The following is a 20,519-nucleotide window of genomic DNA, read 5'->3' on the forward strand; positions in this document are numbered from 1 at the left end:
GACTGCCGCCCCACACTGATTACAGGAGAAGCACAGCATGGCTCGTATGGTTCAATGCGCGAAGCTCGGCAAGGAAGCCGAAGGCCTCGATTTTCCGCCGCTGCCGGGCGAACTCGGCAAGCGCATCTATGAAGGCATCTCGAAAGAAGCCTGGCAGGCGTGGCTCAAGCAGCAGACGATGCTGATCAACGAAAACCGTCTGAACATGGCCGATCCGCGTGCACGCCAGTACCTGATGAAGCAGACCGAAAAATTCTTCTTCGGCGAAGGCGCCGATCAGGCTTCGGGCTACGTGCCGCCGTCGCAAGGCTGATTTCCTTCCGCCTCCGGTAAAAAAATCCGCGCGTTGCGCGGATTTTTTTTGTCTCTTTCGCCACGCTTTTCACCCGGCTTTTTCCCCTCTCAGCGAGCAATTCTTCGCCCGCGCGAGCGTCCCACGGCGCTGGTTTTAAGCCGCTTTTTCAAACCCTCTCGATCCGCTGCATCCCCCGCCAGGCATGGGATTGAGCAAGGTTCCACGCCCCTCCGACAGCTGGGTCATTTGCACGATCCGCTGCTATCGTGCTACTATGTACCTCGTTTCAACAGCAATCCACCTTCATTCGCGTTCAATTCGCAACCGGTCAACCTGAGAAGATCAGGGGCCAACCGGGCACGGTTGAATAGTTTTTATACAAGAAGGCTTGTCGGTCGCTTCGCAACTCCTCTGCGGAGTCGCGATAAATCACCGGCCTTTTTCGTTTCAAGCCTTTCAGTGGCGCGAGCGGGCAACCTGTCCGGTTCAGCGTCCTCATGCATCTGCCCCCCTTCCACGGCCACGCAGGTGCAACAGTCAGCAGCAACTCGAACGAGTGCACTTTCGCGACCACCTTCGCGAGGCACGGGCGTTTCTTTTTCGTCCTTGCGTGGGTCCCAGGCCCACAGCGTTATCGCGAAACTGCACTTCCCCGGCAACCGTGGCGGATCGCTCATGCGTTTCAGCCGCAGTCATTGGAGTATCAACCTTGACCGCTTCCAGCAACGGCTTCTGGCGACATCACAAAAAAGAACACAGCCTCACCCTCGACGACATCACGATCGTCGATAAATCCCTCCTCAAGCGCGCCGTCGCCGCCATGGCGCTCGGCAACGCGATGGAATGGTTCGATTTCGGCGTGTACAGCTACATCGCCGTCACGCTCGGCAAGGTGTTCTTTCCCTCGAGCAGTCCGTCCGCCCAGTTGATCGCCACGTTCGGCACGTTCGCGGCCGCGTTCCTCGTGCGCCCGATCGGCGGCATGGTGTTTGGCCCGCTGGGTGACCGCATCGGCCGTCAGCGCGTGCTCGCGATGACGATGATCATGATGGCGCTCGGCACCTTCGCGATCGGTCTGATTCCGGACTACGGCTCGATCGGCATCTTCGCGCCGGTGCTGCTGCTCGTCGCGCGTCTCGTGCAGGGTTTCTCGACCGGCGGCGAATACGGCGGCGCGGCGACCTTCATCGCCGAGTTCTCGACCGACCGCAAACGCGGCTTCATGGGCAGCTTCCTCGAATTCGGCACGCTGATCGGCTACGTGCTCGGCGCGGGCACGGTCGCCGTGCTGACGGCAACGCTGTCGCAAGACGCGCTGCTGTCGTGGGGCTGGCGTATCCCGTTCCTGATCGCGGGTCCGCTGGGTCTCGTCGGTCTCTACATCCGGATGAAGCTCGAAGAAACGCCCGCGTTCAGAAAGCAGGCCGAACAGCGTGAAGCCGAAGACAAGGCGGTGCCGAAGCAGTCGTTCCGCGATCTGCTCGCGCAGCACTGGAAGCCGCTCCTGCTGTGTGTCGGCCTCGTGCTGATCTTCAACGTGACGGACTACATGGCGCTGTCGTATCTGCCGAGCTATCTGTCGGCGACGCTGCACTTCAACGAAACGCACGGCCTCTTCCTCGTGCTGGTCGTGATGGTATTGATGATGCCCATGACGCTGTATGCGGGTCGTCTGTCGGATGCGATCGGCCGCAAGCCGGTGATGCTGGCGGGCTGCGTGGGTCTGTTGCTGCTGTCGATTCCGTCGCTGCTGCTGATCCGTACGGGCGCGCTGCTGCCGGTCTTCTTCGGCCTGCTGATTCTGGGTACCCTGCTGTCGTGCTTCACGGGCGTGATGCCGTCGGCGCTGCCGGCGCTGTTCCCGACGAAGATCCGTTACGGCGCGCTCGCCATCGGCTTCAACATCTCGGTGTCGCTGTTCGGTGGCACGACACCGCTCGTCAGCGCGTGGCTCGTCAATTCAACCGGCAATCTGATGATGCCCGCGTACTACCTGATGGGCGCATCGCTGATCGGGATCGTGTCGGTGCTCGCGTTGAAGGAAACGGCGAAGAAGCCACTGCTGGGCTCGGGTCCGTGCGTCGCGACGCGTGCCGAAGCGCATGCCGTGTTGCGCGGCGAACGCGAAGCTGCGGAGATGGATGAAGCGTACGCGTCAGCTGCGACGGCCCGCGCCTGATGTAGCGCAGGTACAGCGCTAAAGCGCGGCGTTCCAGGAACGCAGAACGTCTCTGCAACGCATCGCTTGCATCGCTTGCATCGCTTGAAGAGAAGGCCAGCTCGCGCTGGCCTTTTTTATTCGATCAGCCGATGCAGCGACGCTTCAGCATGCGCACCATCGATCAGCAGGATTGCCGCTGTAACAGGCAGTTTGAACCGCCGTGGACCCGCGCTGCCAGGATTGACGTACAGCACGCCATCGCGTGTTTCGATTCGCGGCTTGTGCGAATGGCCGGTGATGACGACGCCGATCCCTTCTTCGCGTGGATCGGCGTTCAGATCGGCAATATCGTGGACGACGAGAATCTTCGTCTGCTGCACGCTCATCCGCTCGTGCGTGCGCAACGATTCCGCCCAGCCGCCGGCATCGTTATTGCCGCGCACGGCGGTGACGGGCGCGATCTGCGCAAGCGCATCGAGCACGGGCTGTCCGCAGATATCGCCCGCGTGAATGATCGCGTCGCAACCGGCCAGGTGCGCGAGCGCTTCAGGACGCATCAGATTATGCGTGTCGGAGATCAGGCCGATACGGACGGTACGCACGATACGCACCCCGACGCGGGACGTAGTGCTCATCGGGCCGACGTCGAAGTATGGGGCCACGTCAGCGTGAAGCGCACGCTGCCTCGCGATGGCACGTAGAGTTCGCGGGCGCGCGCGACGCCATCGACGGTCGCGACCACACGATAACGCCCGGACGGAAGCCGCGCAAAGAGATACGGACCTTCCGACCGCGCCGCCAGCACGACCGTTCCATCAGGCCGCGACACCTGCACCCCGACACCCGACAGGTACTCGCCATTTCCCAGCGTAAACGTCGCCCGCATGTTGTAGCTGGGCGCGAGCTGGCGCAGCGCGGCGGCTTCGTCCTGGCCGACGCCGCCCGTCACATAGTCGACGCCGCGGTCGTGCCCCACGGGTACTCCATTGCGCGTTGCGTCCGGCGCTGCCGTTGCGGAAATGGGGGCTTCATTGACCGGCGTCTTCGGGAGGGGTGCATCAGCCACCGGCGTATTGCGGGCCGACGCTGGACTCGCGGCGGCAGCGCCGCGTACGGGTGCATCGCGGGCCGGAGCCGGGGTCGCGGCCGGCGCAGCGGGCCTGGTCGACCGCTGTGTGCAACCGAGGCCCGGAATACTGTCGCCGGCGCCGCCGGGTACGCTGGCGCCACGCGCGTCCAGCAGCCACGACGGCAGCGCGACATCCTGCGCGCTCGCGCGCGGTGTCAGCGTATCGCGCAGACTCCGTAACACGGCCTGACGCTCCGCCTGGGTCGAAGCACGCTGCATCTGCGCGCAGAAATCGACGCGTTCGTCGTCGCTCAAGAGCTGTGAGGGGATCGTATCGGGCGGCCGCTGTGCCCGCGCGCCCAGCGCCACGGTCGTCGCGAGGCACAGGACAGCAACCGCAACGGTCCCCGATAAACCCAAACGCAATATCCTGGACATGAGGAGCCTCCGGGTCGATCCCGGGAACGCAATAGATGACCGGTTCCGGGCGCGTCGGCCCACGCGGGGTTCGGTCTGGACCGGCGACGGCACTGACGTTGCTCCTGCGCGGGAAATGAGCGGGAAATGAGCGGGCCGGAATACCCATTCAGTGTAGCAAGCCGATATCCATGCAACGGCCGCGGTCAGAATAACCCGCGACCACGCGGCCGAATGAACCGGGCCAGCCGGAATTGCGCGCTTGAAGGGCTAATCCGAGGCAAAACGCCCCCAATGCCCCCCGTTACTGCACCGTTTGCTGACGCGTGTATTCGTTATTTTTCATCTGAAGATACGCATCGCGATCGACTTCGTGGAGTTGCCGCGGATACTGCTCGGTCGCGTCGAACCACGTGATCAGACGCTGCTGCAGGCGTCCGCCGGCCGGAACCGATAGCGCGGCGAGGTAAGCGTCGATTGCGAGGTAATAGCGCATCGTGTTGCGCTCCAGCAGGCCGCGCACACCGCCGATATATTCAGGTTGTCCGGACGACGGATCGTTCACGGTCGTGAACCCGACCTTGTCGCGGCCGATGGTCGACAGATAGGTTTTCATCGCCACACGTCCCGCGAGGCCGTATCCGTACGCATAGATCAGATGCAGGAAGGTGCGGTTACCGCTGACCGGTATCGCCTCCAGCACGATCCGATAGTCTTTCGTGCTGAGCGGGCCCGTGTCCGCATTCAGTTCCACCCTGAAATACTCCGCACTGGTAACCGCCGGGCGGTAGTTGAACTCCACCCGGTAGGTGGACGACAGCTTCTCTTCGACCTTCTTGCCCAGATTCACGCTGAGCTGCGCGACGCCGTTGTTTGTCGCGGCGTGGCAGTACTTCACGTTGAGATGCAGGATCAGCACATCGCACCAGTTGGCCGGCCCTTTCACCGGATCGTTCAACGCACCGCTGACCGTCGCAAACGGATAGTCGACGACGGCGTAGATATCGCCCTTGAGATTCGTCGGCGATTCCGACGAATCCATATACAGCTGTCGATGAAACTGATTGTGGTCGAGTTGCTGCGTGTGGTTCTGGTAGTGCTCGCGCAGGCTCGCGGCGTCGTCCGTGCCCTGCGCCAGCAGCGTTCGACCTGGCAGGCATACCAGCAGTAGCAGCATTGCCAGCAATAGCCACGCTACGCGGACGCGAGTGATGAAGAGGCTTTTCGTCTGCGCGCTCATGTGCGTTCTCCGGTTCTCTACCTCTCTCCGCGCCGCCTGCCATGCGCGCTATCCCTTGAGGCGCGGGACGCTCATTCTATCGCGCCACGCAAGACCCACCGGTGGTGCCCTTTCAAACCACCCGGGCACACGCGGAGAGCACTTCGATTTGCAAAACGGGAGAACAGGACGAGATGTCCGCGTAAGTCACGCACACCTGGCGTTCGACGAATCGCCACGGCCGACATGACGCTGACGACACTAACCGTTGTGCGCGATTCGCGACGCCAGCGTGGTTCAGGCCTTCACGAGCTCGAACGACCTGCCGCTGAACCGTAGATGCAGGATCACCAGCTCGCGCAGCGGGCAGTTCGACGCAACCGATACCATTGCGCCCTTCGAGGCCGGCGTGCGAAACGTCGCGTGATGGCTTTGCAGCGCGCGACTGAACGACATCGATGCAATCTGTCGCGTCAGCGCGACCCCGCAGACAATGCTCACCATCGCGGCCAGCCGGAACGGCAAGGATTCGAGCGACGACTCGGAGACATCGAAGAGCGGCAGCGACAGCAGAAGAATGACCTGAATGCACATCGCTGCCAGCGACGCCGTGATCAGATGGGCGCGTAGCATGTCGACGGTGACTGGTTTCATGACGTGACCGGGCGTTCCATATGAAAAAACATAAGAGAGAAAACGCGAACCGGGACGAAGGCACGCATGAACCGCCAGCGATGGTAACGTTCCGACCTGAAGGAAACCTGATGCGGCATCCGGGGAAAACCAGCGCAAGGCGGCGTAATATGCCTTCGGCGAAGCTGTCGCCGTTAAACTGCCTGCAAGTTGCAATTCGCAGGCCGCAGAAACGACCGGGCGCCCACTGCAACGTCATAGCCTCTCTGAAACGGATATTTTTCCCATGCGTGTTCTCCTTGTTGAAGACGACGACCTGATCGGCTGCGGTGTCGAAGCAGGCATGCGTCAGGCTGGCTTCACCGTGGACTGGGCGCGGGACGGCCACAAGGCCGACCTCGCCCTCTCCACCACCGACTACTCGCTCGTTATCCTCGATCTTGGCCTGCCGAGAATTTCCGGTACTGAAGTGCTGAGGCGGCTGCGCAGCGCCGGAAAGGATGTACCGGTGCTCGTACTGACCGCGAAAGGCACGGTCGCGGACCGCGTGGACGGTCTCGACGCAGGCGCCGACGACTATCTCGGCAAGCCCTTCGATCTCACCGAACTGATCGCTCGCTGCCGCGCATTGCTGCGACGCGCGCAGGGCCGCAGCGTCGAATTGATCCGCCACGGTGTTCTGACCGTGGACCCCGTCGCGCGAACCGCCGCAGTCGATGGAAACCGTGTGCCGCTCACTTCCCGCGAATGGGCAATCCTGCATCAGCTGGTGACGAATCCAGGCGTGCCGCAATCGCGCTCGCGACTCGAAGAAAGCCTGTACGGCTGGCAGGAGGAAGTCGAGAGCAATGCGATCGAAGTGCACATTTCCAACCTGCGAAAAAAACTCGGCGCGACGCTGATCACAACCGTGCGCGGTATCGGCTACGTCGTGGAGAAACCATGATTCTGGGTTCGATCCGTCGTCGCCTGATGCTGCTCGTTCTTGCCAGCATCGCGCTCGTCTGGAGCCTCGCGCTCGTGTCGAGCTATCAACAGGCCTCCGGCGAAGTCGGTGACTGGGAGAGCGCGCGCCTTGCCGAACTGGCGCAGATTCTTGCGCTGCTCGATCAAAAGAATCTGGTCACGCTCGCCAACGCGCATATCGATGTGCGCGAGGAAGAAAAAGGCGGCGACCCCGGCGCCAGCCAGGACGATGACGACGATTCGCTGCCGCGTGATGCGCTCTTCCAGGTGCGCGATGCCGACAACCGCGTGCTGGCCGCCAGCCCGCAACTCGTCGCGCTGCATGCCGCCGATCTGCCTCTGCCCGCCACCAGTGGTGCACGCACGATGGTCCTCGGCGGCAGGTCGTGGCACACGTTCACGCTGCGCGGCACCGCGCCCGGCCACAGCGTGCGCGTGTTCGAACCGGCGAACACGCGCAGCGATCTCGTGAGCGGTGTCGCGCGGCGTATCGGAGGGCCGATCGTGATCGCGCTGCCAGTGCTTGCGCTCTTCGTCTGGTTCAGCATCGGCCTCAGCCTCGCGCCGCTCAAGACGCTGTCGAAGGCAATCCGCGCGCGCGATATCCATAAACTCGAACCTATCGATATGGGCGGCGCGCCGACTGAAGTGCGTCCGCTTGTCGACGCGATCAATCACGTGCTGTCGCGCCTTCAGAATTCGATCGAGCGCGAGCGCGCATTCACCGCCGACGCCGCGCATGAACTTAAAACGCCGCTCGCGGCGATCAAGGTGCAGGCGCAGGTCGCGCTGGGTGAATCCGATCCGGTATTGCAACGGCTCGCGATGGAGCGCGTCGTACAGGGCGTCGATCGCAGCGCGCGGCTCGCACAGCAGTTGCTTCTGCTGGCCCGGCTCGACGAACGCGAAAAGGTGTCGACGTCGCCGCTGGAAGCCGGCGTTGTCGCGCGCGATGCAGTGCTCGCCAATGAACAGAACGCGCTGCAAAAGAACATGACCGTCGCGCTGACCGGCGACCTGCACGCGGAGATCACCGCCGAGCCTGTGCTGATCGGTATCCTGCTCGACAACCTGATCGATAACTCGATTAAATACGGCCGGTCCGGCGGCGCCATCGAAGTGGTCGTGCGCCGCGACGCCCGACACGTCTTGCTGACCGTCCGCGACGATGGTCCGGGCGTTGCGCACGCCGATCTTGCGAACCTCACGAACCGCTTTTTCCGCGCTACGGGGAACGAGGCGAGTGGCAGCGGTCTCGGGTTGTCGATCGTCGCACGGATCGTCGAGCACTTCGACGCGCGCCTCACGTTCGGCGCGGGGATCGGCAATCGCGGCCTCGCGACCGAGATTGCTTTTCCCGCTTACGAGCCGGCGGCCTGACGGTTCCGTTCGTTGCGGCGTGATGCGGGCAGCCAGAACATGGCGCCGCGTCCGCCGCCCGCACCGTCGCGCGCGGATTCAGCGAACTGCCACGCGATGAGGCCCGGCACGAAAATCAGCAGGTCGCGAAGCCGCCGCGCGCCGGCCAGCGCAAGGCACGTGGCCGGGTCGAGACCCAGCGCGCCGCCGATCAGGATGAACCCGCCCTCCTGCACGCCGAGTCCGCCCGGTACGAAGAAGGCCGCGCTGCTCACGGCCTGGATCAACGATTCGATCACGACCGCCTCGGCGAAGCTCACGGGCGCGTGCAGAAAATACAGCGCGAGCCAGATTTCCAGCGAAGTCGCGATGCACTGCAGCGGTTGCCAGAAGAACAGATAACGCAGCACGGTTGCACGTCTGCGCCAGACCAGTTTGATTGCCTGGTCGATCTGCGCCGACTGCCCCGTCAACGCGGCGAGCTTGCCGCTCGTCACCCGGTTGAGCATGCGCGTGGCGCGTTCAAACGGGCTCGCGTGCTGCACCATCGCGAACAGCACCAGCAGCGGCGCGAGCACCACGACGCCCCACGCAAGATCGCTTGCAAGCCGCAACGTGCCCGACTGCGCGTGCGCGAACAGAAAACCGATGCCGACCATCGTGAACATCAGCTGGCTGATGACCGTGAGCTGCATATCGACAATCAGACTCGCCACTGCCGTCGACGGTTTCACGCCCCAGCGACGCATCATCCGGAACGAGACGATCTCGCCGCCGACACGCGCAACGGGCAGCATGCTGTTCACCGATTCGCGTATCCACACGAGACGCACCATGTTGGCGAACCGCGGACGCCTCGCGCCGCGGATCAGCGTCTGCTGGTCGCGTGCATTGGCGAGCATGGGCAACACATGCGCGAGCCCTGCCAGCACGAGGCCGACGCCGGCGTCGCGCATGAGTCCGAATACCGCGCCCGGATGCTCCTGGTAGACCAGCACCAGCGAGATCACGAGACCGGCGAGCGCCGTGAGCCGACCCAGATGCTTCGTCAGCGCCGCACGTTTTACAACAGAAGAATTATTGTCACTCATCCTGAACCGGCGACAGCAGTCCGTCGCCGTCCACATTAAAACTGAAACCACGCCAGATTACGCGGGACGAAAAGAAGCTTGCCACAAAGATCGCGAACGCCACGACGTCCCACGCCGGCAGCAGCCACAGGCCACGCGGCGCCTGTTTCAACGCGCGGTCCGACAGACACTTGAGCGCCATGCGCGCACACAGCGCCGCCGCCACGAAAGCCCATGCCCAGCGTGCGCCACCTGACAGCACGACGCCCAGCATCGAGAACGCGACCGGATGCATCAGCACGGAGCCGAAATGGCCGACGGGATCGACGCGGCGTATCGTGCGGCTCCAGCGCAGTTCGTGCGCGATCAGCTTGGCCGCGCTGGTTTCGACACAGGCATGCGAAACCGTGAACGGCGGAATCACGACCTTTTCGCCCGTCATGCGCACTGCCTCGCCAATGGCGTGATCTTCTGCCAGATGATGGACGAACGGCGCAAAGCCGCCGATTTTCTCCAGCGTGTCACGGCGCATCGCGATGGTCTGCCCGAAACACGGCCGCGCGAGACCGAGCGCGAGACCCGTCACGACACCCGGAAGAAACTGGTAATTGGTGGCTTTGGCCGAGAGCCGCGGCCAGAAGCCCGGATCGGGCGCGCCGCGATAGGCGCAGGTCACCAGGCCGACGCCCGGCTTCTGCAATTCGCCGATCACATTGCGCAGATACGTCGGCTCGACGCCGACATCGCTGTCGGCAAACACGAGCACGTCGTGTCGTGCATGCGGCAGCATGTTGAGGATGTTGCTCATCTTGCGGTTCGGGCCGTGCAGACGCGTATCGGCGATCACCGTGATATCCGCGTCAGGATGTGCGCGACGCAGATCGTCCAGCACCTTCAATGCCGGATCCGCCGAATCGTGCACACCGAACAGGAATTGCACGACGCCAGGATAGTCCTGCTGACAGAAGCTCGACAGATTGCCGTGCAACGCCCACTCATTGCCGTGCAGCGGCTTGACGATCGTCACCGGTGGAAAGCTGTCCGGCTGCGCGCTCGATCGTCCGAAGAACCGCCCGATCAACGTCGCGGCGAGCAGCGTATAGCCGACGCCGAGCAGCGCACACGCGCTGCACGCAAGGGTCAGCGTGGCGAAGAGCAGATGCGCCGTGCGCGCAGGACCATCGAAGGTAATCAGTGCGCTGATGCCCATCACGCCGGCTACACAGCACAGCCGCGATGCGAGCCGCCTGAAGTCCGGTCCATCTATGCGACGGACGCGGACACGGGCGGGACGCACTTCGCTCACGCTTCGTGCGCGTGCAGGAAACGGAAGAACTCGACGCCTTCGCGCAACCGGCGCTTCATCATCTCCCAGCTCATCAGCATTTCGCGGACGATTTCCCAGATCTTCGAGGGACGGAAATAGAAGCGCTTGTAGAACGTTTCCAGGTGGTGATAGATCTCGTCGCGTGACAGGTGCGGATAGCCGATCGCGGCCAGCTGCACGCCTTCCTTGCTGACGAGGTTGATCACCTTGTTCTCTTCGAGCCAGCCGTTCTCGACCGCCTGGTTATACAGCGTCGTGCCCGGATAAGGCGCGGCAAGCGACACCTGGATCGTGTGCGGATTGATTTCCTTCGCGTACTCGATCGTCTTTTCGATCGTCTCTTTCGTCTCGCCAGGCAGGCCGAGAATGAAGGTGCCGTGAATCTTGATGCCAAGCTTGCGGCAATCCTCGCTGAAGCGGCGCGCGATGTCCGTGCGCAGGCCCTTCTTGATGTTCAGCAGGATCTGGTCGTCGCCCGATTCATAGCCCACCAGCAGCAGACGCAGGCCGTTTTCCTTCATGATCTTCAACGTCGAGTACGGCACGTTGGCCTTCGCGTTGCACGACCACGTCACGCCGAGCTTGCCGAGCCCACGTGCGATTTCCTCGACGCGCGGCTTGAAGTCGGTGAACGTGTCGTCGTCGAACATGATCTCCTTGACTTCAGGCATGTTGTCGCGAATCCACTTCACTTCTTCCAGCACGTTCTCGGTGGAACGCGTGCGGTAACGGTGACCGCCCACCGTCTGCGGCCACAGGCAGAACGTGCATTTCGAGCGGCAGCCGCGCCCCGTGTAGATCGACACGTACGGATGCTTCAGATAACCGATGAAGTAGTTGTCGATCTTCAGATCGCGTTGATATACCGGCGCGACGAACGGCAGTTCGTCCATGTTCTCGAGAATCGGGCGCGCGGCGTTGTGTTCGATCGAGCCGTCGGGGGCGCGATAGCTCAGCCCGAGAATCTGCGAAAACGGCTTGCCTTCGGCGACTTCCTGGCAGGTGAAATCGAATTCCTCGCGGCACACGAAGTCGATGGCTTCGGTAGCCGTCAGCGAGTTGTGCGGATCGACCGCGACCTTCGCGCCGACCATGCCGACCAGCACCGATGGCTTGCGCTTTTTCAGATCTTCCGCGAACAGCGCATCGGTGGGAAACGAGGGTGTGCTTGTGTGAATGATGACGAGGTCATAGTGCTGCGCAATATCGAGCGTGGCGTCGACCGACAGCCCGTCTGCAGGTGCGTCGAGCACGCGGCTATCCGGAACCAGCGCCGCGGGCTGTGCAAGCCACGTCGGATACCAGAACGAGCGGATTTCGCGTTTGGCTTGATAGCGCGAGCCTGCACCACCGTCGAAACCGTCATACGACGGCGCCTGCAAGAACAACGTCTTCATGAATACTCCGGCAAGCGAGCGTGACAATGCCCGCACCCGGCAGTCCGAGGGACTGGGCGCGTGCAGTCCGTGCTTTCATTGATCTGACGGCAACCTTACGATGTGCGCTTCGCGCATCGTCCGTGGCCGTCTGTTAGGGTATGTGCGAGGGAAATACTACCGGCGATACCTGAAGGAAATCTTAAGACCAGGAATTGCTGCACGTGCGATCAGTCAGCGTGGCTGCAATCCGGTCACAGAGACAGACAGTCCTGGTGCATCCGCGTTGTTGCGAATCGTGAGCACCGCGCGATGCCGCTCTGCGATGCGCGACGCGATCGCAAGACCGAGCCCGCTGCCCTGCCCCTCAGCATCGGCGACACGATAGAATCGGTCGAGCACGCGGGCGAGTTCGTCCTCGGGAATGCCGGGACCGCTGTCCACCACGTCGAAGCCCACCCTGCCCCCATCCCGCTTCAGAATCACGTCGATCTTGCCACCCGGCGGCGTATAGCGGATCGCGTTGTCGACCAGATTGTCCAGCAGCACGCCGAGTGCATGCTGCTCCGCGAGGACCGTATAGGCGTCGCCCGGCGCGCGGGACGCGGACAGCTCCAGACCGAGATCGATACCCTTCGCTTCGGCCAGCAGCGAGAAATCGCCAACCGACTGCTCGCCCACCCGTCGCAGACTGACGGGCGCCATCGAAGTTGCCGGCTGCGCATCCTCGCGCGCAAGCGTCAGCAGTTGCTGCACCAGATGAATCAGACGATTGAGGCGCCCTTCGATGCGCTCCATCGTCTGACCATGCGCCACCAGCGAGCCATCGCGCACGGCGGCCTGCAATTGCAGCTTCAGCGCGGCAAGCGGCGAACGCAGTTCATGAGCGGCATCCGCGACGAACGTGCGTTGCGCCTGCGACGCCACGTTCAGTCGATGTAGCAGATCGTTCAGCGCCTCGACGAGCGGCTGGATTTCGACGGGCACACGGCCATGGCCATCCAGCCGCACCGGTTCAAGCGAATCGATCGAGCGCGTGGACAACGCGCGCGACAGCCCGCCAATCGGCGCCAGCCCGCGCGCGACGACGAACAGCACCAGCGCGATCGTCACGGGAATCAACAACCAGAGCGGCCACAGCGTGCGCAGCGCAAGCCGCAGCGCGAGTTCTTCGCGGACGGAAACCGGTTGTGCGACCTGAATGAAACGCCCGGCCTCTTGCAGCCCGAACACGCGCCAGTGATGTTCGCCGCGCTCGATCGTGCGGATGCCGGCGGGAAAACGCGTCAGGTCCGGCGCGCTCAACGATTGATAGACGAGGGCGCCGTCCTTGTCCCAGATCGCGATGACGATGCGATCCTCGGAAATCCCTTCGAAATCGGGGCGCGTGCGCTGCACGCTTTCAGTACTTTCCAGATTGGCCGGCAACGAGAGCGCGACGGCGCGCAGTTCGTAGTCGAACAGTTCGCTCGCTTCCTCGCGCGCGGTGTGAAAGATGCCGTATCCCGCCACGAGCGACGCCGCCGCGAGACCGAAGATGAGCCAGCCCAGCAGCCACCGCCGGATGGACGTCATTCAGCCCTCTTCAGCCGGTAGCCGACGCCCCGGACCGTCACGATCTGCTCGGCGCCGATCTTGCGGCGCAGGCTGTGCACATGGACTTCAATGGTGTTGCTGCCCACTTCTTCTCCCCATCCATACATTTTTTCTTCGAGTTCCGCTTTCGTGAATACGCGTGACGGTTCTTCGATCAGCGCCTGCAGCAAAGCAAATTCACGCGGCACGAGCGGCACCAGCTCGCCGTTCTTCGTGGTTTCGTGCGCGGCCGGATCGAGTGTGAGTTCGCCGTGCGCGTAGACCGGCTGCTTCTGGCCGGTACGCCGGCGCAGCAGCGCGCGCACGCGCGCCGCGAGTTCGTCGAGATCGAACGGCTTGATCAGGTAGTCGTCGGCGCCCGCGTCGAGGCCGCGGATGCGGTCCTCCACCGCATCACGCGCGGTCAGGATGATGACGGGTGCAGCGCCGCCTGCCTTGCGATAGGTGTTCAGCACGGCGATACCGTCTTTTTTCGGCAGACCCAGATCGAGCAACACAAGATCGTAGACGCCGTTGCCAAGCGACAGATCCGCGGCGCGCCCGTCTTCCGCCCAGTCGATCGCGTAGCCGACGCGGCGCATCGATTCCAGCACGGTTTCTGCGATCATCTCGTCGTCTTCAACCAGTAGCAGACGCATCCGGTGACTCCTCTGTCTTCTATGTATATCTGCATTGTCACTGCCCGAAGCTTAACGCTCGCTTAAGCGTTACTTAAGCTGCCGATCGCGAAAATCGCCCCTTATCCGGACGCGCCATCGCCTGAGCACTGGCGCGTCCGCTTCTTTTTGCCAGGAGCAGGACTTGTCTATCTTTCACGCAGCAAGGTCGGGATCGAGGCCGCAGCCGTCGAGAAGCGTGCGTGGCCCCGCCCTGCCTGATGCGCCTTCAGCCGCTCCGTTCCGCTTCCGGTCCGGCGCGGCATTGCGCGCCGTCGTGCCCGTCTGCGCCGCGCTGCTCGCGGGTTGCACGTGGTATCACCGCGAACCGCTGTCGCCGCGCGAGACCTCGACCTCCGCCGCCACGCTGGAGCGCATTCAGGTCGACCCTGCGACCATGCCGCTACCCGAACTGGCGGCTCACCGCTTCGATCCGTCCGACGGGCTCGATATCGAGGAAGTCGCGATGCTCGCGGTTGTGAACAATCCCGACCTGAAACTGACCCGCGACGATCTTGGCATCGCCCGCGCGCAGGCGTTTTCCGCGGGGCTGCTGCCCGATCCGCAACTGAGCATTGCCAGCGACTATCCCGGCGCCGAAGGCCTGACCCGGGCCTTCAATTATGGCTTGAGCATCGACGTCATGGCGATCGTGACGCGCGGCGCGAACAAGGCATCCGCCGATGCGACGTATGTGAAAACCGATCTCGGTCTGCTCTGGCAGGAATGGCAGATCGTCGCGCAGGCAAAGCAGCTGTTCCTGAAGGCACGCTTTCAGGACGAGACGTTGCCGCTCCTCCAGCAGCAGCGGGAACTGTCGCGTACGCGTTACGAGCGCATGGCCGAGGCACAGCGCGATGGCAATCTGGCCGAAGACACCCTCACCGCCGCACTCACGTCATACAACGACGCGCGCAAGCAGTACACCGACGCCGAACGCGCCGCCGAACAGACGCATCACGATCTGAACGCCCTGCTCGGTCTCGCGCCCGACGTGCAGTTGCAATTGACCGACGACAACGAAAGCGCACCCGTTGACGACGCAACCATCGATGCCGCCCTTGCGACGCTGCCGAAGCGCCGTCCTGACCTGCTCGCGCTAAAGGCGGGCTACGAAGCACAGGAGCAGAAATATCGCGCCGCGATCCTGTCCCAGTTCCCGAGCCTGTCGGTCGGCTTCGTGCGGGCACGCGATACGTCGAACATCTACACGAGCGGCTTCCAGATCAACATGAGCCTGCCCATTTTCAACCGCAACCAGGGCAACGTCGCCATCGAAAAGGCGACCCGTCAGCGTCTGCGCGACGAATATCAGGACCGTCTGAACCAGGCGTACTCGGACGTCGCGCACATGCGCGCGGACAGCGCGATCCTCACGCGTCAGCTCCAGCAGACCGAAGCGGCACTGCCCGATGTCGAGCTCGCCGCCCGGCACGCGCGGCAGGCGTACGCGGACCACAACCTCACGCTCGGCGCATACGCCGACGCGCAAAACGCGGCGCTGAGCAAGCGCGTCGACGTCGCGACGCTGCGCGAATCGCTCGCTGAACAGCGGATCGGGCTGCAGGCGCTCCTCGGCAGCGCGATTCCCGATGCTTTCTCTTCCGATCAGACTTTCACCGAAAACCATGCGAACTAACCGCCTTTCGATGCAGGCCCGGCGCGCTGCGGTCTGCGTCGCCGTCATGTCCGTCTTCTGGCAGATCGTGGCGCGCGCTGACGAAGAACCCGTCGTCAGCGTGCAGACCGTTCAGGTGCGCCGCGACACGATTGCGCAACCGGTACGCGCGTATGGCGTCGTCGCTGCATCGGCGTCGAATGTGACCACCATCAATCTGCCTTACGTCGCCCGCATCACGCAGATGCGTGTGCAGGCCGGTCAGAGCGTCACGCGGGGCACGCCGCTCGCGCTCGTGCAGGCCGATCCGGCAGCGGTGCTTGCCGCCACGCAGGCAAGGAGCACGTTGACGCTCGCGCAGGGCGAAGTCGCGCGCACGCAGTCGCTGTACGACAAGGGGCTCGCTACGCAGTCGCAACTGGCCACCGCAAAAAAGGCCGCACAGGATGCGCAGCAGGCGCTCGCCGCACAGGATCAGATGGGCATCGCTTCGGGCGCACGCACGCTGACTTCGCCGGTCGACGGTGTCGTCTTGCAGGTGTCGGTCGCACAGGGCGACCAGGTGCAGGCCGGCGCGGCGATCCTGCAGCTGGCCGCGGGCGGCAGCGGCAAGGATGCGCGCGCGAACGTCACGCTCAGCGTGGAGCCTTCGGACGCCGCCTCAATCCACACAGGCGATGTCGTCACGCTGCATGGCCTTTCCACCGCGCTCGCGAAATCCGCGGTGCCGGGACGCGTTGTGATGGTCGGCGCATCGGTCGATACACAAAGCCAGCTTGTGAATATCGGTGCCAATGTGCCGCTCGGACAGACCGCCTTCATTCCCGGCACACGCGTGAGCGCCGACATTGCGACCAGCACGGGCACGCACTGGATCGTGCCGCGCAACGCCGTGCTGAAAGACGAAAATGGCGAATATGTGTTCCAGATCACGTCCGCCAGGAAGGCGCACCGGGTGAACGTCGTCACCCGAGTGGAAGACGACCGCCGCTATGGCGTCGACGGCATGATCGACGGCACGCTTCCCCTCGTCGTATCCGGCAACTATGAGCTGAAAGACGGCATGGCCGTGCAGACGGGTGGCAAGGCCGCTGGGGGCGCCGCACGATGAATTTCGGCCAATGGATGCAACGGCACCGACGTTCGCTGCTGTTCGTGATCGCGTTGCTGGCAATCGCGGGCGCGTTGACCGCGTTCCGTCTGCCGATCTCGCTGTTCCCGAATGTGGCGTTCCCGCGCGCGGTTGTTTCGCTCGACGCCGGCGATCGTCCCGCCGAACAGATGACGACACTCGTCACGATGCCCGTCGAAGAAGCATTGCGCCGCGTGCCGAATGTGCGTGATGTTGAATCGAAGACGAGCCGCGGCTCGGCCGAGATCTCGATCAATTTCGACTGGGGCACGGACATGGCGCAAGCCACGTTGCAGGCGCAGTCCGCGATCAGCGAGATCCTTGCCACGTTGCCGCAGGGCACGTCGATGCAGGTGCGCCGGATGGACCCGACCGTCTTTCCGGTGCTCGCCTACAGCCTGACTTCGAACCAGCAGTCGCTCTCGGCACTGCACGATCTCGCGCAGTTCCAGATGCGTCCGTTGCTGTCGTCCGTTGAAGGCGTGGCGCGTGTCGATATCACCGGCGGTGCGCAGGACGAGTTCGAAGTTGCGATCGACCCGGCGCGGCTCGCGGCCTGGAAGCTTTCGCTTTCTGATGTATCGAAGGCGATCGGCGCGAGCAACGTACTGATGGCAACCGGTCGCATCGAAGACCATGACAAGCTGTACCTGGTGATTGCCAATACCACGGTCACGCATATCGACGAATTGAAGAACGTCGTCGTATCGGCGAACGGTACGTCACAGGTTCGCCTGGGTGATATCGCGAACGTACGCCAGGGCGTGGTGCCGCAATGGATGCGCGTCACCGCTGACGGACAGGACGCTGTCCTCATCAACATTTTCCAGCAGCCCGGCGCGAACAGCGTTGCGATGGCCAGGGCGATCCGCGCGAGACTCGCGGCCTTCCAGCATCAGATGCCGCCAGGCGTTCACCTCTCGAACTGGTACGACCAGAGCGAACTCGTGATCGCGTCGGCAACCAGCGTGCGCGACGCGATCATGATCGGCGTCGTGCTCGCGGCCTTCACGCTGTTCGTGTTCCTGCGCAACTGGAAAATCACCGCGATTGCCGTCGCGCTGGTGCCTGTCGTGATGGCAGCGACGATCCTGCTGCTCGACGTGTTCGACATGGGCTTCAACATCATGACGCTCGGCGGGATGGCCGCCGCCGTCGGCCTCGTGATCGACGATGCGATCGTGATGATCGAGCACATCGTCAGACGCATGCGTGAAGCTGGCGCACACAAGTTTCATGGCCGCGTGATGTCGGCGGCGCTCGAATTCACGCGACCGCTGGCGGGATCGTCGGCGGCCACGCTGATCATCTTCGTGCCGCTCGCCTTTCTGTCGGGTGTCACGGGTGCGTTTTTCAAGGCGCTGTCGGTCACGATGGCAAGCGCGCTCTTCATCTCGTTCCTCGTTACGTGGCTCGCCGTGCCGATTCTGTGCGACCGCTGGCTGAAGCCCAAAGACGCGGAAGAACATCGCGAGACGCGCTTCGCACTGTGGATGAACCGTCGTTATGCCTGGCTGATCGAGCACGTCACTTCGCGGCCGCTGCTGGTGCTGGTCGGACTGGTGCCGCTCGTTGTGGTCGCTGCGTTCGCTTTTACGCGCGTCGGCAGCGGCTTCATGCCGACGATGGACGAAGGCGGTTTCGTGCTCGACTATCACACCGAACCCGGTACATCGATTACCGAGACCGATCGTCTGATGCGGCAGGTCGAGACGATCATTCGTGCGAATCCGAACATCGCGACGTACTCGCGTCGCACGGGGACGGGTCTTGGCGGCGATCTGCAGGAACCGAATCGCGGCGACTTTTTCGTGCGCCTCAAATCGGCCAACCGGGAGCCGATCGAAACCGTGATGGAAGAGGTCCGCTCGAAGATCGAGACGCAGGTACCGGGTGTCAACATCGAACTCGCGCAGCTGATGGAAGATCTGATCGGCGACCTGACTGCTGTGCCGCAGCCGGTGCAGATCAAGATCTATTCCGACGATCAGGAGACGCTCGACACTACTGCGAAGAAAGTGGCGGCGAGCATCGGCAAGATCCAGGGCGTCGTCGACGTGAACGACGGCATCAACCCGGCCGGCGACGCGCTCGAACTGCATATCCGCCCCGATGCCGCGGCTGCGGAAGGCATGGATCCGCAGTCGATCGCGCAGGCTGTGTCGGACATGGTCGAAGGCACCGTTGCGACGCAGTTCCAGAGCGGGCCGAAGACGGTCGGCGTGCGCGTGCGGGTTGCCGGCGCGCTCACGCTCACCGACACGCAGCTCGGCCAGTTGCAGATCCGCGCGCCCGACGGCCATCTGTTCGCGCTCAAACGCGTGGCCGACCGCGTGGCCGTGACCGGCCAGCCGGAAATCAGCCGCGACAACCTGAAGCGGATGGTCGCGGTGACGGCGCGCATCGACGGTCGCGATCTCGGCTCCACCATCGCCGATGTGCAGAAAGCACTCGCTGATCCGAACCTGCTGCCCACAGGCGTGTATTACGAACTCGGCGGTCTCTATCAGCAGCAGCAGATTGCGTTCAAGGGCCTGCTCATCGTATTCGGCGCGGCGATCGCACTTGTGTTCGGCCTGCTGCTGTTCCTGTACGAACGGTTTCGCGTGGCGATTGCTGTCATGGCGATGCCGCTGCTTGCGACGGGCGCAGTCTTTGTCGGCCTGTGGGTGACGGGCATCGAACTCAACATCTCCGCGATGATGGGCATGACGATGATCATCGGGATCGTGACCGAAGTGGCGATCTTCTACGTGTCGGAATTGCAGGCGCTGGTGCGCGATGAAGGCGTGCCGTTCGAAAAGGCGCTGATTCAGGCTGGGCGCAACCGTCTGCGGCCTATCACGATGACGACGATCGCGGCGATTCTTGCGCTCCTGCCGCTTGCATTCGCACTGGGCCAGGGCTCCGCGATGCAGCAGCCGCTTGCCATCGCGATCATCTCCGGGCTCATCGTGCAGTTGCCGCTCGTGCTTTTGTTGCTGCCGGTGCTGCTGCAACTGCTGATGAAGCAACGCAACCCGGAGCGCAGCGAACCGTCGGAAACCACCTGATTCAGCACAACGCAAGCGGACCCGCGCTGGGTCCGCGACTGGATCGGCGACTGGATCGGCGACGCATTCCGTGTCTGCAAACTGAAAAGGGGCGCCAGTCTGGCGCCCCTTTTCAGCATCAAGCGGATTACTCAATGACCCGAATAGATTGAATGGCTGACAGCGTAGTGCGGCAAGGTTGCCGGTTGACCCGATTGCGTTGATCCATAAGTCGCGGGGCCGTAATCGACATTGCTCGCGACATTGCCCGTCGACGCGACACCGGAAGCCATAGCGTGCGCGGGTGTGTCGTACTGCGGATAGTGCGTCTTCGATTGATGCAGGACGCCCTGCTGCTCCGCCTGCACAACCTGGGCGCGGACAGAATCACGGGTGATGGGGTCGTTATTGCCGGTTTGGGCGAACGACACGGCAGGAACAATCAGCGCACCTGCAACGACAAGCGATGAGATAAGGCCTTTCATGCGGGTTCTCCTTGAACACGATCGTCCGGCGAATCCAGACGATGCATGTAGACAGGATAAGGAGCGAATCCTTAACAAACCCTTAGACGGTGCGATGAATGGCAACTC

At 63.1% G+C, this 20,519-nt stretch carries 17 protein-coding genes; 7 read left to right on the top strand and 10 right to left on the bottom strand.

The genetic code is table 11. From position 1 onward, the window contains the following. Positions 1 to 37 precede the first annotated feature (37 nt). Together P3T21_RS20260 and proP are read left to right on the top strand one after the other, a co-directional pair. Positions 38 to 313, top strand: coding sequence for an oxidative damage protection protein (locus P3T21_RS20260; RefSeq protein ID WP_228877117.1), 276 nt, complete (start codon positions 38 to 40; stop codon positions 311 to 313). A gap of 691 nt (positions 314 to 1,004) precedes the next feature. After that, the gene (gene proP / locus P3T21_RS20265; protein ID WP_429257729.1) at positions 1,005 to 2,474 is read left to right on the top strand and encodes a glycine betaine/L-proline transporter ProP; all 1,470 of its coding nucleotides are present in this window, start codon (positions 1,005 to 1,007) and stop codon (positions 2,472 to 2,474) included. Positions 2,475 to 2,590: 116 nt separating this feature from the next. On the opposite strand, the gene P3T21_RS20270 is transcribed toward proP, so the two are convergent. From P3T21_RS20270 to P3T21_RS20285, 4 genes are all read right to left on the bottom strand, one after another. Next, a complete protein-coding gene (locus P3T21_RS20270; protein ID WP_429257730.1) occupies positions 2,591 to 3,091 on the bottom strand; it encodes a metallophosphoesterase family protein in 501 nt (166 codons plus the stop codon). Next, entirely contained in the window at positions 3,088 to 3,963 is an 876-nt protein-coding gene (locus tag P3T21_RS20275) for a hypothetical protein (RefSeq protein ID WP_429257731.1), read from the bottom strand. The genes P3T21_RS20270 and P3T21_RS20275 overlap by 4 nt, the downstream gene beginning before the upstream one ends. 283 nt (positions 3,964 to 4,246) lie before the next feature. Then, positions 4,247 to 5,182, bottom strand: coding sequence for a hypothetical protein (locus P3T21_RS20280; RefSeq protein ID WP_429257732.1), 936 nt, complete (start codon positions 5,180 to 5,182; stop codon positions 4,247 to 4,249). A gap of 276 nt (positions 5,183 to 5,458) precedes the next feature. Then, positions 5,459 to 5,815, bottom strand: a complete 357-nt coding sequence (locus P3T21_RS20285) for a hypothetical protein (protein ID WP_429257733.1) — start codon at positions 5,813 to 5,815, stop codon at positions 5,459 to 5,461. A gap of 265 nt (positions 5,816 to 6,080) precedes the next feature. On the opposite strand from P3T21_RS20285, the gene P3T21_RS20290 reads away from it, so the two are divergent. Both P3T21_RS20290 and P3T21_RS20295 read left to right on the top strand, forming a co-directional pair. Beyond that, positions 6,081 to 6,740 carry a response regulator gene (locus tag P3T21_RS20290; protein WP_429257734.1) on the top strand — a complete coding sequence of 220 codons (660 nt, stop codon included), beginning with the start codon at positions 6,081 to 6,083 and terminating at the stop codon, positions 6,738 to 6,740. After that, complete coding sequence (locus P3T21_RS20295; protein WP_429257735.1) at positions 6,737 to 8,140, top strand: ATP-binding protein; 1,404 nt, start codon at positions 6,737 to 6,739, stop codon at positions 8,138 to 8,140. Before P3T21_RS20290 ends, P3T21_RS20295 begins: the two co-directional genes overlap by 4 nt. Here the strand turns inward: P3T21_RS20295 and P3T21_RS20300 are convergent. From P3T21_RS20300 to P3T21_RS20320, 5 genes are all read right to left on the bottom strand, one after another. Continuing rightward, on the bottom strand, positions 8,122 to 9,171 hold the full coding sequence (locus P3T21_RS20300) for a lysylphosphatidylglycerol synthase domain-containing protein (protein WP_429257796.1): 1,050 nt from the start codon (positions 9,169 to 9,171) through the stop codon (positions 8,122 to 8,124). The genes P3T21_RS20295 and P3T21_RS20300 overlap by 19 nt on opposite strands. 31 nt (positions 9,172 to 9,202) lie before the next feature. After that, entirely contained in the window at positions 9,203 to 10,399 is a 1,197-nt protein-coding gene (hpnI, locus tag P3T21_RS20305; protein ID WP_429257797.1) for a bacteriohopanetetrol glucosamine biosynthesis glycosyltransferase HpnI, read from the bottom strand. Positions 10,400 to 10,491: 92 nt separating this feature from the next. After that, positions 10,492 to 11,913, bottom strand: coding sequence for a hopanoid biosynthesis associated radical SAM protein HpnJ (gene hpnJ, locus P3T21_RS20310; protein WP_429257736.1), 1,422 nt, complete (start codon positions 11,911 to 11,913; stop codon positions 10,492 to 10,494). A gap of 213 nt (positions 11,914 to 12,126) precedes the next feature. Beyond that, a complete protein-coding gene (locus P3T21_RS20315) occupies positions 12,127 to 13,467 on the bottom strand; it encodes an ATP-binding protein (protein WP_429257737.1) in 1,341 nt (446 codons plus the stop codon). Beyond that, positions 13,464 to 14,126 (bottom strand): response regulator, encoded by a 663-nt coding sequence (locus P3T21_RS20320; protein ID WP_429257738.1) that lies wholly within the window; start codon positions 14,124 to 14,126, stop codon positions 13,464 to 13,466. Before P3T21_RS20320 ends, P3T21_RS20315 begins: the two co-directional genes overlap by 4 nt. Before the next feature lie 217 nt (positions 14,127 to 14,343). On the opposite strand from P3T21_RS20320, the gene P3T21_RS20325 reads away from it, so the two are divergent. Genes P3T21_RS20325 through P3T21_RS20335 form a run of 3 tightly spaced genes read left to right on the top strand, consistent with a single transcriptional unit; the run spans position 14,344 to position 19,947 of the window. Further along, on the top strand, positions 14,344 to 15,783 hold the full coding sequence (locus P3T21_RS20325; protein ID WP_429257739.1) for a TolC family protein: 1,440 nt from the start codon (positions 14,344 to 14,346) through the stop codon (positions 15,781 to 15,783). Continuing rightward, positions 15,773 to 16,873: an efflux RND transporter periplasmic adaptor subunit gene (locus P3T21_RS20330; RefSeq protein ID WP_429257740.1), complete on the top strand. Its 1,101-nt coding sequence runs from the start codon at positions 15,773 to 15,775 to the stop codon at positions 16,871 to 16,873. Before P3T21_RS20325 ends, P3T21_RS20330 begins: the two co-directional genes overlap by 11 nt. Next, complete coding sequence (locus P3T21_RS20335; protein WP_429257741.1) at positions 16,870 to 19,947, top strand: efflux RND transporter permease subunit; 3,078 nt, start codon at positions 16,870 to 16,872, stop codon at positions 19,945 to 19,947. The genes P3T21_RS20330 and P3T21_RS20335 overlap by 4 nt, the downstream gene beginning before the upstream one ends. 131 nt (positions 19,948 to 20,078) lie before the next feature. Here the strand turns inward: P3T21_RS20335 and P3T21_RS20340 are convergent, their stop codons facing one another. Further along, positions 20,079 to 20,411: a DUF4148 domain-containing protein gene (locus P3T21_RS20340; RefSeq protein ID WP_429257742.1), complete on the bottom strand. Its 333-nt coding sequence runs from the start codon at positions 20,409 to 20,411 to the stop codon at positions 20,079 to 20,081. Positions 20,412 to 20,519: the final 108 nt, after the last annotated feature.

The sequence above is a fragment of the Paraburkholderia sp. GAS334 genome, assembly GCF_050436625.1.
Classification (GTDB): Bacteria; Pseudomonadota; Gammaproteobacteria; order Burkholderiales; family Burkholderiaceae; genus Paraburkholderia.

What these genes read in the sequence shown, in the direction of transcription:
- P3T21_RS20290 (WP_429257734.1), top strand. Translation starts at nt 6,081, where the DNA reads ATGCGTGTTCTCCTTGTTGAAGACGACGACCTGATCGGCTGCGGTGTC.
- P3T21_RS20285 (WP_429257733.1), bottom strand. Translation starts at nt 5,815, where the DNA reads ATGAAACCAGTCACCGTCGACATGCTACGCGCCCATCTGATCACGGCG.
- P3T21_RS20275 (WP_429257731.1), bottom strand. Translation starts at nt 3,963, where the DNA reads ATGTCCAGGATATTGCGTTTGGGTTTATCGGGGACCGTTGCGGTTGCT.
- P3T21_RS20280 (WP_429257732.1), bottom strand. Translation starts at nt 5,182, where the DNA reads ATGAGCGCGCAGACGAAAAGCCTCTTCATCACTCGCGTCCGCGTAGCG.
- P3T21_RS20315 (WP_429257737.1), bottom strand. Translation starts at nt 13,467, where the DNA reads ATGACGTCCATCCGGCGGTGGCTGCTGGGCTGGCTCATCTTCGGTCTC.
- P3T21_RS20260 (WP_228877117.1), top strand. Translation starts at nt 38, where the DNA reads ATGGCTCGTATGGTTCAATGCGCGAAGCTCGGCAAGGAAGCCGAAGGC.
- P3T21_RS20270 (WP_429257730.1), bottom strand. Translation starts at nt 3,091, where the DNA reads ATGAGCACTACGTCCCGCGTCGGGGTGCGTATCGTGCGTACCGTCCGT.
- P3T21_RS20320 (WP_429257738.1), bottom strand. Translation starts at nt 14,126, where the DNA reads ATGCGTCTGCTACTGGTTGAAGACGACGAGATGATCGCAGAAACCGTG.
- P3T21_RS20330 (WP_429257740.1), top strand. Translation starts at nt 15,773, where the DNA reads ATGCGAACTAACCGCCTTTCGATGCAGGCCCGGCGCGCTGCGGTCTGC.
- hpnI (WP_429257797.1), bottom strand. Translation starts at nt 10,399, where the DNA reads ATGGGCATCAGCGCACTGATTACCTTCGATGGTCCTGCGCGCACGGCG.
- P3T21_RS20295 (WP_429257735.1), top strand. Translation starts at nt 6,737, where the DNA reads ATGATTCTGGGTTCGATCCGTCGTCGCCTGATGCTGCTCGTTCTTGCC.
- hpnJ (WP_429257736.1), bottom strand. Translation starts at nt 11,913, where the DNA reads ATGAAGACGTTGTTCTTGCAGGCGCCGTCGTATGACGGTTTCGACGGT.
- P3T21_RS20340 (WP_429257742.1), bottom strand. Translation starts at nt 20,411, where the DNA reads ATGAAAGGCCTTATCTCATCGCTTGTCGTTGCAGGTGCGCTGATTGTT.
- P3T21_RS20335 (WP_429257741.1), top strand. Translation starts at nt 16,870, where the DNA reads ATGAATTTCGGCCAATGGATGCAACGGCACCGACGTTCGCTGCTGTTC.